This window comes from Rhizobium sp. BK112, assembly GCF_014193215.1.
GTDB lineage: Bacteria > Pseudomonadota > Alphaproteobacteria > Rhizobiales > Rhizobiaceae > Rhizobium > Rhizobium anhuiense.
In genome coordinates, this window is the sequence record NZ_JACHYZ010000002.1 from 706082 (window position 1) to 719218 (window position 13137).

General features: G+C 62.1%; 17 protein-coding genes. 10 read left to right on the forward strand and 7 right to left on the reverse strand.

The window, feature by feature from the left end:
- The first annotated feature begins 85 nt into the window (after positions 1-85).
- Positions 86-700 carry a TetR/AcrR family transcriptional regulator gene (locus FHT75_RS08935; RefSeq protein ID WP_047614252.1) on the forward strand — a complete coding sequence of 205 codons (615 nt, stop codon included), beginning with the start codon at positions 86-88 and terminating at the stop codon, positions 698-700.
- Here the strand turns inward: FHT75_RS08935 and FHT75_RS08940 are convergent.
- Entirely contained in the window at positions 697-1932 is a 1236-nt protein-coding gene (locus tag FHT75_RS08940) for a multidrug efflux MFS transporter (protein ID WP_047614506.1), read from the reverse strand. The two genes, FHT75_RS08935 and FHT75_RS08940, sit on opposite strands and share 4 nt — an antisense overlap.
- 331 nt (positions 1933-2263) lie before the next feature.
- Between FHT75_RS08940 and FHT75_RS08945 the strand changes: the two genes are divergently transcribed.
- Positions 2264-2608: a nuclear transport factor 2 family protein gene (locus tag FHT75_RS08945; RefSeq protein ID WP_025570125.1), complete on the forward strand. Its 345-nt coding sequence runs from the start codon at positions 2264-2266 to the stop codon at positions 2606-2608.
- A 6-nt stretch (positions 2609-2614) separates the two neighbouring features.
- On the opposite strand, the gene FHT75_RS08950 is transcribed toward FHT75_RS08945, so the two are convergent.
- The 3 genes from FHT75_RS08950 to FHT75_RS08960 all read right to left on the reverse strand — a co-directional run bounded on the left by FHT75_RS08950 (position 2615) and on the right by FHT75_RS08960 (position 4613).
- Positions 2615-3346 carry a sulfite exporter TauE/SafE family protein gene (locus FHT75_RS08950; RefSeq protein WP_025570126.1) on the reverse strand — a complete coding sequence of 244 codons (732 nt, stop codon included), beginning with the start codon at positions 3344-3346 and terminating at the stop codon, positions 2615-2617.
- Positions 3347-3424: 78 nt separating this feature from the next.
- A complete protein-coding gene (locus tag FHT75_RS08955) occupies positions 3425-4078 on the reverse strand; it encodes a class I SAM-dependent methyltransferase (RefSeq protein ID WP_063476634.1) in 654 nt (217 codons plus the stop codon).
- A 208-nt stretch (positions 4079-4286) separates the two neighbouring features.
- Positions 4287-4613: a hypothetical protein gene (locus FHT75_RS08960; RefSeq protein WP_183844664.1), complete on the reverse strand. Its 327-nt coding sequence runs from the start codon at positions 4611-4613 to the stop codon at positions 4287-4289.
- A gap of 212 nt (positions 4614-4825) precedes the next feature.
- Here FHT75_RS08960 and FHT75_RS08965 point away from each other — a divergent pair, with 212 nt between their 5' ends.
- On the forward strand, positions 4826-5428 hold the full coding sequence (locus tag FHT75_RS08965; protein ID WP_008528928.1) for a superoxide dismutase: 603 nt from the start codon (positions 4826-4828) through the stop codon (positions 5426-5428).
- A 138-nt stretch (positions 5429-5566) separates the two neighbouring features.
- Positions 5567-6412, forward strand: a complete 846-nt coding sequence (locus FHT75_RS08970) for a metallophosphoesterase (protein ID WP_063476636.1) — start codon at positions 5567-5569, stop codon at positions 6410-6412.
- Positions 6413-6595: 183 nt separating this feature from the next.
- Here the strand turns inward: FHT75_RS08970 and FHT75_RS08975 are convergent, their stop codons facing one another.
- Positions 6596-7288: a helix-turn-helix transcriptional regulator gene (locus tag FHT75_RS08975; protein ID WP_063476637.1), complete on the reverse strand. Its 693-nt coding sequence runs from the start codon at positions 7286-7288 to the stop codon at positions 6596-6598.
- A 130-nt stretch (positions 7289-7418) separates the two neighbouring features.
- On the opposite strand from FHT75_RS08975, the gene FHT75_RS08980 reads away from it, so the two are divergent.
- From FHT75_RS08980 to FHT75_RS08995, 4 genes are all read left to right on the forward strand, one after another.
- Positions 7419-8054 (forward strand): LysE family translocator, encoded by a 636-nt coding sequence (locus FHT75_RS08980; protein ID WP_047614260.1) that lies wholly within the window; start codon positions 7419-7421, stop codon positions 8052-8054.
- Between the two features lie 131 nt (positions 8055-8185).
- Positions 8186-8626 carry a c-type cytochrome gene (locus FHT75_RS08985; protein ID WP_025570139.1) on the forward strand — a complete coding sequence of 147 codons (441 nt, stop codon included), beginning with the start codon at positions 8186-8188 and terminating at the stop codon, positions 8624-8626.
- A gap of 135 nt (positions 8627-8761) precedes the next feature.
- Positions 8762-9676, forward strand: coding sequence for a cytochrome c (locus FHT75_RS08990; protein ID WP_063476638.1), 915 nt, complete (start codon positions 8762-8764; stop codon positions 9674-9676).
- A 134-nt stretch (positions 9677-9810) separates the two neighbouring features.
- On the forward strand, positions 9811-10050 hold the full coding sequence (locus FHT75_RS08995) for a hypothetical protein (RefSeq protein WP_183844663.1): 240 nt from the start codon (positions 9811-9813) through the stop codon (positions 10048-10050).
- Between the two features lie 73 nt (positions 10051-10123).
- Here the strand turns inward: FHT75_RS08995 and FHT75_RS09000 are convergent, their stop codons facing one another.
- Positions 10124-10753: a glutathione S-transferase family protein gene (locus FHT75_RS09000; protein ID WP_025570145.1), complete on the reverse strand. Its 630-nt coding sequence runs from the start codon at positions 10751-10753 to the stop codon at positions 10124-10126.
- Positions 10754-10941: 188 nt separating this feature from the next.
- Positions 10942-11436 (reverse strand): GNAT family N-acetyltransferase, encoded by a 495-nt coding sequence (locus tag FHT75_RS09005; protein ID WP_025570147.1) that lies wholly within the window; start codon positions 11434-11436, stop codon positions 10942-10944.
- A 356-nt stretch (positions 11437-11792) separates the two neighbouring features.
- On the opposite strand from FHT75_RS09005, the gene dmeR reads away from it, so the two are divergent.
- Together dmeR and dmeF are read left to right on the forward strand one after the other, a co-directional pair.
- The gene (dmeR, locus tag FHT75_RS09010; RefSeq protein ID WP_025570150.1) at positions 11793-12065 is read left to right on the forward strand and encodes a Ni(II)/Co(II)-sensing transcriptional repressor DmeR; all 273 of its coding nucleotides are present in this window, start codon (positions 11793-11795) and stop codon (positions 12063-12065) included.
- Between the two features lie 23 nt (positions 12066-12088).
- On the forward strand, positions 12089-13120 hold the full coding sequence (gene dmeF, locus FHT75_RS09015) for a CDF family Co(II)/Ni(II) efflux transporter DmeF (protein WP_063476640.1): 1032 nt from the start codon (positions 12089-12091) through the stop codon (positions 13118-13120).
- Positions 13121-13137: the final 17 nt, after the last annotated feature.

Here is a 13137-nt window from a genome sequence, read left to right on the forward strand (position 1 = left end):
TGCCGCCCGCCGATAGCGTTGAACATTTGTACTGTTTCGCATAAAATAAACTTCGTCAAGAATTTAATGCGAAACGGTACAAAATATGAAGGACGAGAAGAAGCGCGGCCGCCCGAGGGGCTTCGACCCCAAGGCGGCGCTTGGCAAGGCGCGGGATGTGTTCTGGGACAGGGGTTTTGCCGCCGCCTCGCTCGACAATCTGAGCGCTGCGACCAACCTCAACCGCCCGAGCCTCTACGGCGCCTTCGGTGACAAGGAGGATCTCTATCTCGATACGCTGGAGGGGTATCGGCAGGACGGCATGGACGTGCTGATTGAGGCGCTCGACCCGTCACTGCCGCTTCGCGACAATATCGCCCGCGTCTATGCGGGTGCGCTGGCGATCTATCTGCACGGTGAAACCGCCGCCCGCGGCTGCCTGCTGATCGGCACGGCATCGGCCGAAGCGGTCCAGCATGAGCGGGTCCGCGAAGTGCTCGGCCGCAGCCTCAACGATTTCGACGACGAGATCGAAAAGCGCATGCGCCTTGCCGTGGAAAGGGGCGAGCTTCCCCGAAGCGCCGATCCGCAGATGCTTGCAAGGCTCGCCTCCGCCGTCATGCATTCGCTCGCCGTCCGCGCCCGCGCCGGCGACAGCCGCGAGACGCTGGAAGCGATCGCCCGGTCAGGCATCGAGATGATCTGCGGGAGCGCGCCTTAGCCGGATGTCTGCCGATCCCGCGGCCGCACTACCCAGGCATAGGCAGCGCCGGCGACAAGCAGCACGGAGGTGCCGAGGAAAACCGCCCGCATGCCGATATGGCCGCCGACGAAGCCGCCAAGGATGGGACCGGCGACCTGGCCGACATATTGCGAGGAGATGGAAAGCCCGAGAATGCTGCCGGCCGCACTGTCCGGCACGCTGTGGCGGATGACGGCGGCGATGCAGGGCAGAAGCCCGCCAAGTGCTGCGCCCATCAGAAAACGCAGGATGATCAGCTGCCAGGAGCTGGTGACGAAGGCCTGTGGGATCAACAGCAGCCCGGCGACGGCGAGGGCGCCTGAAATCACCGGCCAATGGCCGATCCTGTCTGCAAGCTTGCCGAGCCACGAGGCCGAGAGAATGCTGCCGAGGGCGGCGGCCGACATGACGACGCCCGATACGATCGTCACCTGGGCTTCTACGGCCACCAGCTGCGCGACATAGACGGTGATGATCGGCTCGATCGACATATTGGCAAACATCAACAGCATGCCGGTTGCCAGCATGGCGACGACAGGCCGCTTGTCGGCAATGGATTTCCAGCCGCCGCTGGCCTTGGCTGCCTGCTTGCGGGCCGGCGATTTCTCCTCCTTGATCAGCAAGGCCGTGGCGAGAAAGGCGAGGAAGATCATGCCGCCGGCGGCGAGAAACGTGCCGCGGATGCCGATGATCGGCGGGAGCGCCCCGCCGAGCAGCGGCCCGACGAGATTGCCGGCCATGATGCCGGAGGAGAGCACGCCGAGCGCCCAGGCCGAACGGTCCTTCGGCGTCTGCGTCGCCACCAGCACCATAGAGCCGGAGGAGTACCCGCCGGCAAGCCCGACGAAGAGGCGCAGCGCCACCAACTGCCAGACATTGCCGGCCATGCCCATCAGCGCGATCGCCACCGTCATGCCGAGACTGGCGCGCACCAGCATCAGCTTGCGGCCATAGATATCGCCGAGCCGCCCCCAGAGCGGCGCGACGAGGGCGGCGGCAAAGAAGGTGGCGCCATAGGCGATGCCCGACCATTGCACGATCGCCGCATGGTCGCTGACACCGAGTTCCTCGACATAGAGCGGCAGAAAGGGAAGCAGCAGCGTCATCGCCACGATCGTGGTGAAGGAGCCGATCAGCGAGATCACCAGGTTGCGCTTCCAGTAGATCGAGCCCGGCCTGGCGCTGGCAGCTTCCAATTGTGTATCGGTCATTCTTTCGGCCTCGGCATTGATCGCACGGCGAAGTTCCGCCCGCCCGATGAAACGATGTACCCCTTGCCGCGGCGAGGAGATCGACGCGGGTGAAACTGTCCTGAGATCGAGCTTTTCGAGGTCGAGCGCACGGGCCTGGCGGAGCATGCGCTCGTCGTTCCAGGGCGGGCACGCGCTGATATAACCGCCTTGTCGCCCGTCCTTCAAGACGGCGTTTGCGCATCGGTGGCCTGTCTTTGGGAAATTATCGCCGTAAGCTGGACCCGTTCCGGCAAAAGTGTTAGAACGTGACCGATTGCATGATGCAATCAGTTAAGCCGAGGAGATTGCCATGAGCGACATGCGCACATCCCGAGAACAGACCGTCCGTCATCTCTACGCCGCCTATCTCGACGACCGCAAGGATATGGTCGGCGCCATCTTGACGGAGGATTTCACCTTCTCCAGTCCGCGCGACGACCACATCGACCGAGCGACGTATTTCGAGCGCTGCTGGCCGAAGGAGCCGGTCTTCCGCGACTTTCACATCGAATTCCTGGCGATTGACGGCGACGAGGCGGTCGTCCGCTACCGCGCCGAAAAATTGGACGGCGGCAGCTTCCGCAACATCGAGAGCTTTCGCTTCCGTGGCGACAAGATCGCCTCCGTGGATGTCTATTTCGGCCGGAATCTGTAACCCCTTTTACAGGATCCGCATCGCCGACGTGCCGATGATGATCATCGAGACAGCCACCATCAACGGCCGCACCGGCAGCCTCTTGACCAGGATCGCGCCGAAGGGGGCAGCGATGACACCGCCGATGATCAGGCCGATCGCCGAATCGAGCTCCGACCAGCCGAGCGTCAGGACGAAGGTCAGGGAAATCGTCAGCGTCACTGCGAATTCGGTGAAGTTGGTCGAGCCGATCACCCGCTTCAGGTCATGGCCGCGGCTGACGAGCGAACTGGTGACGATCGGCCCCCATCCGCCGCCGCCGATCGCATCGAGCAGGCCACCGAAAAGCCCGACCGGCGGCACGATCCAGTCGCGAACATCCCGCTTCGGCGGCGGCCGGAAGGCTTTGTAGAGAATCACCAGCCCGATCACGATCAGATAGGCCGACACGAAAGGCTCGATCGCCTTGCCGTCGACATTGGCAAGCAGATAGGCCCCCATCGCACCGCCGAGCATGCCGGCCGGGGCGAGCCGCGCCACCAGGCGCCAGTCGACATTGCGATGATAGGCATGTGAGAGGCCCGAGGCGGCGGTCGTGAACATTTCCGCCACATGCGTCATCGCGCTGGCATTGGCCACCGGTACCCCGAAGGCGAGAAGGCTCGTCGTCGACAGCACGCCGAAGGCCATGCCGAGCGCGCCATCGACGACCTGCGCGCAGAAGCCCACGACGATGAAGAAGAAAAAATCCGATGTCATGCGGTCCCCTCAGGCGAACGGTAGTATCAGAACAAACGACGCGGGGAAAAAAGTTCCGGTCTCAGGCGGCCAATCCTCTCAGGCGATAGGTTCGCGCTGCTTCAGCCGGATGATCTTGAAGAAGCCGTTCGGAAAGACCGGCAGGATTTCGGCAGCGTCAAAATCGCCGCGGCGCTCGGCCCAGGCGATGATGCGGTGGATACGGAAGGCAGAGGACCAGCCGATATGACGCACCAGCGGCGCCACCGCCGTCTCGATCGCGCCCTGCAGGCCGGCGCCGTCGCCAAGCTTGCTGGCAAGGATGATCTCGCCGCCCGGCCGCAGCACCCTTGCGCATTCGTCAAGCGCACGTTCGGGCTCGGGGATGAGCGTGATGACGAAAGGCAGGCAGACCGCATCGAAAGACCGGTCGGCATAGCTCAGCGCATGCGCATCCATCACATCGAGCGCCTGCACATGCTGCAGGTTTTCGCGTTTCGCCTTTTCGCGCGCCCGCACGATCATATGTTCGGAAATGTCGATGCCGGTCACCCGGCAGCGGCGCGGGTAGTGCCCGAGCGTCAGGCCGGTGCCGACGCCGATCTCCAGAATATCGGTGCCGGCCGCGGCGGCCAGCGCCGCCAGCTTGCGGTGGCCATCGCGCAGGATGCCGCGATAGACCCGGTCATAGACCGGCGCCCAGCGCTGATAGATTTTCTGCTGATCGTCCGCCCGGTTGCGAAGCTCTGACATGCCGACACCTCCCCAGCAAGTCCAGCAAAAGTGCACAGCGGTTTTGCGTTCGGAATTGCTTAAAACAAAAGATTTGGAGCGGTTGCGCGCTTCCATGAAAAAGCTGATCCGCTCGAAAGCCCAGCCTTTCAACTCCCAAGGGTAGGCTTCGGTTCCCGAGGAATGTGACGCAGGTCACAAATAGCCATGGTGGATCACCCGCAGCAGACTATTTTGCCGGCATCAGCCCGAGCTGTTTGGCATCTAGCTCGCTGCCGATCTCGACGGTTTTCTTTTGCTTGTCGTAGACGCAGATCTGGGCAATCAGCCCCTTGGCACCCTTCGGTTTGCCCGTCACCAGGGCGAGTCCGTAATGCGAGCTGCCGAAGGGATCGACAGTGGCGCTGGGCTTTTCGATCGTGACCGCTGCCTTCTTGCTTTTGGCTTCGACGTCGGCAGCAAGCTGCTTCCAGGCATCGTCGGAGGAGGCATGCGCCGCAGCTGGGAGCGAAAGTAGCACGGCGGCAGCGAGAAGCTGGATTATATTCCTGTTCATATCGGTCTCCGTTGATCTCCGTCACAGGCGAAGCGGTTTTCGCGGCGCGCAACCCGGGCGATTTGCCCGCGCGACTAAAGCCCCGTAACTGAGGCAAATTTTCCTCCGGCCGGTCGTTTTTTGATATTTCGCCGGTTGCCTCTCCCCCTTTCCCCTCCTATGTTCCGCCACACCTGCCGATGACGCAATCTATTGCCAAGAGGAGATCTGACATGGCTTTCGAATTGCCTGAACTTCCCTATGATTACGAAGCGCTTGCTCCCTTCATGTCGAAGGAAACGCTGGAGTTCCACCACGACAAGCACCACAAGGCCTATGTCGACAACGGCAACAAGCTCGCCGCCGAAGCCGGTCTTTCGGATCTCTCGCTCGAAGACGTCGTCAAGAAGTCTTTCGGCACCAATGCCGGCCTCTTCAACAACGCGGCCCAGCACTACAACCACATCCATTTCTGGAAGTGGATGAAGAAGGGCGGCGGCGGCAACAAGCTGCCGGGCAAGCTCGAAGCGGCCTTCACCTCCGATCTCGGCGGCTACGACAAGTTCAAGGCCGATTTCGCCAATGCCGGCGCCACCCAGTTCGGCTCCGGCTGGGCCTGGGTTTCCGTCAAGAACGGCAAGCTCGAGATCTCCAAGACCCCGAACGGCGAAAATCCGCTGGTTCACGGCGCCACCCCGATCCTCGGCGTCGACGTCTGGGAGCATTCCTACTACATCGACTATCGCAACGCCCGCCCGAAATATCTCGAAGCTTTCGTCGATAGCCTGATCAACTGGGACTACGTCCTGGAACGCTACGAAGAAGCCACGAAGTAAGCGGCACCGGACTCGCCGCCATGGTGGCGATGTCGCCCGCCTCTTAGAATTCAGCACCCGGCGTCTCAGGCGCCGGGTGTTTTGTTTTCACACAAAGCCGTCACATCCCTGTCACCGACCGCTCCTAATCACGCCCCCATGTCGTCTTCCGATTCTCCCCTGTTCCGCTTCGGCATCATCGCCGATCCGCAATATGCGGCGATCGCGCCGCATGTGGCCATGGATCGCCACTATGCCAACAGCCTCGCCAAGGTCGCCGAGGCGATCGAGACATTCAACGGTGAGGAACTGAGCTTCGTCATGACGCTCGGCGATGTCATCGACCGCAGCTTTTCAAGCTTCGACGATATCCTGCCGGTCTATCGGAAGCTCCGGCATGAGGCGCTCTTCCTGCTCGGCAATCATGATTTCTCGGTTTCGGCGGGGCATCTCTCCGAAGTTGCCGCGCGTCTCGGCATGCCGTCGCCCTATCACAGCTTCTTGCGCCACGGCTGGCGCTTCATCGTGCTCGACGGCAACGAGGTCAGTATCTTCGCGCCGCCCGAAGGCCATCCTCATCGCGCGTTGGCCGCCGAGATGCTGGCGGAGCTGCAGGCCAAGGGCGCGGCGAATGCCCATCGCTGGAATGCCGCGCTGAGCGACGAGCAGTTTGCCTGGCTCGGCGATGAAATCGCAAAAGCGGCCGCGGCCGGCGAGAAGGTAATCGTCATGAATCACTATCCGGTGCATCCGCCGAGCGAGCATGGCATGTGGGACAGCGAACGCATCGTCGCGCTGCTCGCCTCACGCAGCAATGTCATTGCCTATCTCAACGGCCACGACCATGTCGGCAATTACGGCATGGCCGGCGCCTGCCACTTCGTCAATTTCAAGGGCGTGGTCGACACTGAGACCAAAAACGCTTTCGCGATCGTCGAGGTCCATCCCGACCGCCTCGAAATCCGCGGCTTCGGCCGGGAAGAGAGCCGCGCGCTGGCTTATTAGGTTGCTCGCTACTGTTTGATTCACGCGAGCAGCTGCCCCTCACCCTATAACCTTACCGGGGTCGAGACACGTGGCTCGATCCAGGCAGAGGTGCCGGCAGGCGGATGAGGGGCTGGTCTCGCCAACCTCATGGCCGGAATGTTAGGTGACACTGACGCCTGCTCGTACCTCAAACGCCGCGCCTCAGGCAGGAACAGCCTTCTCCGTCCAGCCGCTCGTCCACAATTCCCGCAGCCCATCGCCGTCGCCCTTGAAGTAATCCTCGCTCGGCGCGCAGCGTTCCACCCGGTCGCTGCGGAAATTGCGGATCGCCTGGCGCAGTTCGCACCAGGCGACGATATTGGCGGTCTGCGAATAATAGATCAGTGCGATCGGCCGGATCGTCCTTTCGCTGGCGCGGCCGAGTTCGTCGCGGTAGCCGAGCATCAGCTTGCGTTCGTCGCGGATCGCCCGGCGCACGATCGCCAGGTCCAAGCCGGCCGGCTGCGCGATCGAGCCCCAGGCATAGAGCGCCTTGTTGTCCATCGCCTGGCGCAGCGGGGCGGGCACCGCGCCTGAAATCTTCCGGTTGACCCGGCGCGCCGCCTGTTTCAGTTCCTCGTCCGCCGTCCGGTCGAGCAGCGCCAGCGACAGCACGATCGCCTCCATCTCCTCGATCGAGAACATTAAGGGCGGCAGGTCGAAGCCCGGTCGCATGATGTAGCCGATGCCGCGCCCGCCTTCGATCGGCACCCGCATCGCCTGGAGTGCGGCGATGTCGCGATAGATCGAGCGCGCGGTCACTTCGAGCGTCTCGGCCATGTCAGCCGCCGTTATCGGCTTTCTTGCCAGCCGGAGGATCTGAATGATCTCGAAAAGCCGCGAGGCCTTGCGCATTTAACCTCTCCCATCCGCCACGCTCCTGACAGTACACTGTCAGTTGGGTTCCCGTATAGAGCCGCCTATCAGATTGAAATCAATCAGGGTCTTTGAAAACGGCCCGCAGAAATTCAAGGCGGTAACTGACATGAACTACCATGAAAACCTCTGGCTTTTCTTCACCCTTCTGTTCGGCATCATCATCGTGCCGGGCATGGACATGCTCTTCGTGCTCGCCAATTCGCTGACTGGCGGCGTCAAGCGTGGGCTGGCGGCAACCGGCGGCATCATGGCCGGGGGTGCGGTACATTCGGCCTATGGCGCGGCCGGCGTCGGCGTGCTCGTCACCATGCTGCCCCAGCTTTTCAACGTGCTGCTCTTTGCCGGCGTGGCCTACATGATCTGGATCGGGATTTCGCTGATCCGCAGCTCGATCACCGTCGAGGCGGTCGGGCCGGGAACGGCGCGCTCCGGCTGGCGCGCCTTCCGCCAGGGGGCCGTCACCTGTTTGGTCAACCCGAAGGCCTATATCTTCATGTTTGCCGTCTACCCGCAGTTCCTGAGACCGGAATATGGTCCGCTCTGGATACAGGGGCTGATCATGGGCGTCATGACTGTCGTCACCCAGTTCGCCATCTACGGCACACTGGCGATGACGGCCGGCCGCAGCCGCGACCTGCTCGTCGCCAACCCTGACGTCACGGCCTTTGTCGGCCGCTTCGCCGGACTGCTGCTGGTTGCGGTCTCCGCCTTCAGCCTCTGGCAGGGGTGGAAAAGCGCTTGAGCCGCTGCGGCCTATCACATTGTTTTTATGATGATCCGGCAAAACGTGACTGCCCGGACGCATGGATTTTGGCATGCTCCCGGTGCAGATTGGCCTTCGGCCACCCTGGCCGAGGAGAAATGGAGAGGAATATGAATTGGAAAGCAGTAGCTGCGGCCCTGGCGATGGCCGGCATGGCCGCCGGTTCGGTGACCGCCGCCGACGGCACTCATGATTCGCGCGTTGCGTTGATGAAGCAGATCGGCGGTTCGGCGGGGGCCTTGGCAGCCATCGCCAAGGGCACCAAGCCCTATGACGCCGAGGCAGTGAAGGCGGCGCTGACGACGATCGCCGCAACTGCCAAGGTCTTCCCCGACCAGTTCAAGCCGGGCACGGACACGAATGACGAAGGCGCGAGCCCGAAAATCTGGGAAAACATGGACGACTTCAAGGCGCGCGCCGCCAAGCTCTCCAGCGACGCTGAAACCGCGCTGGCTCAGCTTCCGGCCGATCCTGCGGCCGTCGGCGCCACGATGAACACGCTCGGCGCCAATTGCGGCGGCTGTCACAAGGCCTATCGCCTCAGCAAGTGAGCGATAGGCCATTTTCATCTGGATACAGGATCCGCGCCGGCCTTGTCGCCGGCGCGGATCGCCTTATTCTCCGCCTGCGCAGATCGATCGGGGGATCGATCGACGCGGAAATCTCGGCAAAAGGGGAGGCGGCGCATGGTCCGCAGGTTCATCCGGTTATTGCTCTGTCTGATCGGCGTCGCCGTCCTCGGCGGAGGCGCCTTCTATCTCGTCACCGCACCCGATCCGCTGCCGGAAAGCCATTGGGCCAATCTCGGCGCGCCTGATACGGCAAACGGTGAGATGGTCTTCTGGGCGGGCGGCTGCGTCAGCTGTCATGCCGCACCCGGTTCCGAAGGTGATGCCAAGCTGACACTGTCAGGCGGCCTGGCGCTGAAGAGCCCTTTCGGAACCTTCCACGTGCCGAACATCTCACCCGATGAAAAGGCCGGTATCGGCGGCTGGACGCTTGCCGAGTTCGGCAATGCCATGAAGCGCGGCGTCGGCCCGGGCGGTCAGCATCTCTACCCATCCTTTCCCTATGCCTCCTATTCCCGGATGAGCGACAAGGACGTCAACGATATCTACGCCTTCCTGAAAACCCTGCCGAAGAGCGCAAACGTCGCGCCGCCGCATGAGCTGCCGTTCCCCTTCAATATCCGGCTTGCGCTCGGCGGCTGGAAATTCCTCTATTTCAACGACCAGCCGCGCGTGGCGCTGGCAAAGAGCGACGACAAGATCAAGCGCGGGCAATATCTCGTCGAAGGTCCCGGTCATTGCGGCGAATGCCATACGCCGCGCGATGCGCTCGGCGGCTTTACGGCGGATCAATGGCTTGCCGGCGCTCCCAATCCGGAAGGCAAGGGCCGCATACCCGATATCACGCCGGCCTCCAAGAGCATCGGCGGCTGGAGCGAGGCCGATATCGCCAGCTATCTCGAAACCGGCTTCACGCCCGATTTCGATTCCGTCGGCGGCTCGATGGTCGATGTGCAGCAGAACATCGCCCATCTCCCGGCCGCCGACCGTGAGGCAATCGCCGCCTATCTGAAGGCCGTGCCGGGGCGTTAGTGGTGGGGCGAAGTCACTGCGGCCTGCAGTTGATAATATCTTTCTACGGGATATCGCTTTGCCCGGCGGCGGCAGCGCTTTCCGCTTCGATATGTCGGTGCTAAACGGCGACGTTTGTATTTCAAGGACATATCATGAAAAGATTGCTTCGCCTGCTGCTGACGATCGCACTTGCGGTCGTGATTTTCACCGGTTTCCGCTGGTATCGCTATATCACCAACACCGACAGCCCCTATGATGAAATCGGCATCACGCTCAACAATGCCATGCCCGGCCCGATCAACAGCTGGGGCTGCGCCAAGCTGAAAATCACCTTTGCCGGTTCCCTGCCGCCATACGGCTGCGCCGCCGTTGACGGGACCCAGTGGAAATAACGGTGCCAACCGGGCGAGGGCTTTCGCGCGTTCACTTGGTTGCTTGGCGCCTTCGGAAGATCCCATGCTCTGTCTACAGGGAGGTGGGACCCGGCATGAGATCATAGGGATGGCGCCAGCCAGCCATGTTTCTGATCCGATCTTTCCAAGCTGCAATAGCCGGAAAGGCGCTGTGATCGATCCCGGTTTCCTCCGGCATGAAGACGTAGCCCGCCAAAGAGAGGTCTGCGATCGTCAGCCGGTCGCCAACCACGAAGGCCCGACGCGCCAGATGTTCGTCGACGATTGCGTAGGCAGCTTTAGCCCTCAGTCTTAAAAACTCGACGACTGGCGTCTCGCCGCACTTCTGCAGGCCATACATGAACCTCAACGTCGCGTAATAGCTCGTGAATTTGTGGTTATCGAAAAGAATCCAACGCATGATGTCTCGTCGTTCTTCGGCTGTCTGCGCCCCGAAGTGCCCAGTCACCTCCGACAAATAGTCAAGGATGATCCCCGATTGGCTGATCTTCGTTTGCCCATGTTCGAGCACAGGGGCTTCGCCCTGCTCGTTTATGGTCTTTCGCCATTCTTCGGTGCGCGTTTCGCCGCCCAGATAGTCAACGAAAGTGCTCTCCCACTCGATGCCGGCAAGTGCGAAGAAGAGCGCGACCTTGTAACAGTTCCCCGAGAGAGCAAAGCAATGTAGCTTGAAATCTGGCATGAAAGCTCCTCATGCAATTCGATAATTGTCGGTAGGCTGAAACCGGTTCCTGCATAAACCCGGCGGGCGCCTCGTGCCTGCCAGCCTTGAAGCGCGTCGCAATCTTTCAGATTCGTTCGTCGCGCTTTAGGGCTTTTTGTTAATGCATCCCGTTATCGCAACACCGCTCGCACCATGCCCGACGCGCTTCAGGCGATCGACTGCATGTAGCGCATGCCGGTTACCGGACGCGGGGTGAAATCCAGCTGTTCGTAGAAGCGGTGCGCCAGCACGTTTCCGGTCGCAGCACTGACGGAGAGGTAGCCGCAGCCGGCTTTGCGGGCGGTTTCGCGCGCCCGGTCGACGAGCAACTGGCCGGTGCCGTGACCGCGATGGCCGTCGCGCACGAACAGATGGTGCAGGTCCATGCCGCGCTTGCCTTCCTGCGCCCTGTAGAGCGGCACGAGAATGGCGTATCCGATCAGCCCTTCGGCGGTCTCGGCCACGAGCGCATGGATCCAGGGCAGCGGACCGAAGAGGTCGCGCTCCAGTTGCTCCGGCGTTGTCGCAGCCGCATCGCCATGATGGGCGGCGAGCAGGGCGATCATCTCGTTGAGCTCGGGCAGGTCGCGCGGCTTGGCGGCGCGGATCGTTACCACCGATGGGCGCATCAGTGAAATTTCGCTGTCTTCGATTTCGGTCATGGTCTTCGCGTCCTTTGATATTCTGCCGTCAGGACGCTGCCGATACAACAAAGCCGCCTGACGGCGGCTTGTTGACAATATGATCTTGTCCGGCCGCCCTTTACAGGTACAGCCAAAAATACGAGCGGCTCTGGTGCGCGTTTTTGATCATGGGCCATAGATCGTCGGAAACGCGGCCTTTGTCAATGGCGGATTAAGCCGCGCATTCGCTTTCATTAGAAAATGCTGTGAGGGGCTCGCGCGGCCATGATCGCATCGAATGTCGCGAGAAGGAGCGGTGCTGAACGACATCATCGGCATTGAGCTCTGGCTTCACGCTTGATACTATACCCCCCTATGCTATATGAGAACCCACCATGTCCCACACCACCCTGCAGAAAAAGAAGCTCGTCGCCCGCATCAGCCGCCTGAAAGGGCAGATGGAGGCGGTCGAGCGTGCGCTCGAGGCTGAGCGCCCCTGCGGCGAAATTCTGCAGCTGCTCGCCTCGATCCGTGGCGCGCTGACCGGGTTGACCGGCGAGGTGCTCGACGACCACTTGCGCGAACATGTGCTGAATGCCGCCAATGATGCGGCGAGGGCCGAGGCGGTCGAGGAAATATCGGAAGTCTTGAGAATCTATATTCGCTGAATGCCGTGAAGAAGGAGCCTGTAATGCGTGCCGGAATCGACAAGGCTGGAATGGACGCCCTGGAACACGACCATGTCTTCCTCGGCGCCGATCACACGCGCAATGAGCGGCGCATCTGGCTGGTGATCGCGCTGACGGCGGTGATGATGGTGGCGGAAATCGCCGCCGGCACCGTCTACGGCTCCATGGCCCTTGTTGCCGACGGCTGGCACATGTCGACCCATGCCAGTGCGCTGCTGATTTCGGCGCTCGCCTATCTCTTCGCCCGTCGGCAGGCGCGCAATCCGCGCTTCACCTTCGGCACCGGCAAGCTCGGCGATCTCGCCGGCTTTGCCAGCGCCATCGTCCTTGCCCTGATTGCCCTGCTGATGGCCTGCGAAAGCCTGCTGCGCCTTTCTAACCCCGTGCCGATCGGTTTTGCCCAGGCGATTGCCGTTGCGGTCATCGGCCTTGCCGTCAACCTCGCCAGCGCCTGGCTGCTCGCCGGCGGCGGCCATGCCGCGCATGGCCATCATATGCACGCGCATGGCCAGCATGCGCACCATGGCCACCATCATCACGCTCACGGCCACCACGGACATGGCGATCACGGGCGCCATGGACATGGCGACCACGCCCACCACACAAAGACTGGCGACAACAATATCCGCGCCGCCTACCTGCACGTCATCGCCGATGCCCTGACCTCCGTGCTCGCCATCGCGGCGCTGACGCTCGGCAGCCTTTACGGCTGGCTCTGGCTCGATCCCATCATGGGCATTGTCGGCGGGTTGGTCATCGCCAACTGGTCATGGAGCCTGATGAAATCCTCGGGCGGCGTCCTTCTCGACGTCGTCCCCGAAGGCGAGACGCTGCCGGCCGAAATCCGCGGCGCCATCGAGACCGAGGACGACCGGATCACCGATCTGCATGTCTGGCAGGTCGGCCCCGGCCATCATGCGGCAATCGTCGCCGTCCTCACCTCGCAGCCGCGCGACCCGGCTTTCTACAAGGGCAGGCTTTCGGGCCTGGAGGAATTGTCCCATGTGACGGTCGAGGTCACCCGCGCCGCGTGACCAGTGCGGACGATAGA

What these genes read in the sequence shown, in the direction of transcription:
- FHT75_RS08975 (WP_063476637.1), bottom strand. Translation starts at nt 7,288, where the DNA reads ATGCGCAAGGCCTCGCGGCTTTTCGAGATCATTCAGATCCTCCGGCTG.
- FHT75_RS08985 (WP_025570139.1), top strand. Translation starts at nt 8,186, where the DNA reads ATGAATTGGAAAGCAGTAGCTGCGGCCCTGGCGATGGCCGGCATGGCC.
- FHT75_RS08970 (WP_063476636.1), top strand. Translation starts at nt 5,567, where the DNA reads ATGTCGTCTTCCGATTCTCCCCTGTTCCGCTTCGGCATCATCGCCGAT.
- FHT75_RS08995 (WP_183844663.1), top strand. Translation starts at nt 9,811, where the DNA reads ATGAAAAGATTGCTTCGCCTGCTGCTGACGATCGCACTTGCGGTCGTG.
- FHT75_RS09005 (WP_025570147.1), bottom strand. Translation starts at nt 11,436, where the DNA reads ATGACCGAAATCGAAGACAGCGAAATTTCACTGATGCGCCCATCGGTG.
- FHT75_RS08940 (WP_047614506.1), bottom strand. Translation starts at nt 1,932, where the DNA reads ATGACCGATACACAATTGGAAGCTGCCAGCGCCAGGCCGGGCTCGATC.
- FHT75_RS09000 (WP_025570145.1), bottom strand. Translation starts at nt 10,753, where the DNA reads ATGCCAGATTTCAAGCTACATTGCTTTGCTCTCTCGGGGAACTGTTAC.
- FHT75_RS08990 (WP_063476638.1), top strand. Translation starts at nt 8,762, where the DNA reads ATGGTCCGCAGGTTCATCCGGTTATTGCTCTGTCTGATCGGCGTCGCC.
- FHT75_RS08950 (WP_025570126.1), bottom strand. Translation starts at nt 3,346, where the DNA reads ATGACATCGGATTTTTTCTTCTTCATCGTCGTGGGCTTCTGCGCGCAG.
- dmeF (WP_063476640.1), top strand. Translation starts at nt 12,089, where the DNA reads ATGCGTGCCGGAATCGACAAGGCTGGAATGGACGCCCTGGAACACGAC.
- dmeR (WP_025570150.1), top strand. Translation starts at nt 11,793, where the DNA reads ATGTCCCACACCACCCTGCAGAAAAAGAAGCTCGTCGCCCGCATCAGC.
- FHT75_RS08945 (WP_025570125.1), top strand. Translation starts at nt 2,264, where the DNA reads ATGAGCGACATGCGCACATCCCGAGAACAGACCGTCCGTCATCTCTAC.
- FHT75_RS08955 (WP_063476634.1), bottom strand. Translation starts at nt 4,078, where the DNA reads ATGTCAGAGCTTCGCAACCGGGCGGACGATCAGCAGAAAATCTATCAG.
- FHT75_RS08980 (WP_047614260.1), top strand. Translation starts at nt 7,419, where the DNA reads ATGAACTACCATGAAAACCTCTGGCTTTTCTTCACCCTTCTGTTCGGC.
- FHT75_RS08935 (WP_047614252.1), top strand. Translation starts at nt 86, where the DNA reads ATGAAGGACGAGAAGAAGCGCGGCCGCCCGAGGGGCTTCGACCCCAAG.
- FHT75_RS08965 (WP_008528928.1), top strand. Translation starts at nt 4,826, where the DNA reads ATGGCTTTCGAATTGCCTGAACTTCCCTATGATTACGAAGCGCTTGCT.
- FHT75_RS08960 (WP_183844664.1), bottom strand. Translation starts at nt 4,613, where the DNA reads ATGAACAGGAATATAATCCAGCTTCTCGCTGCCGCCGTGCTACTTTCG.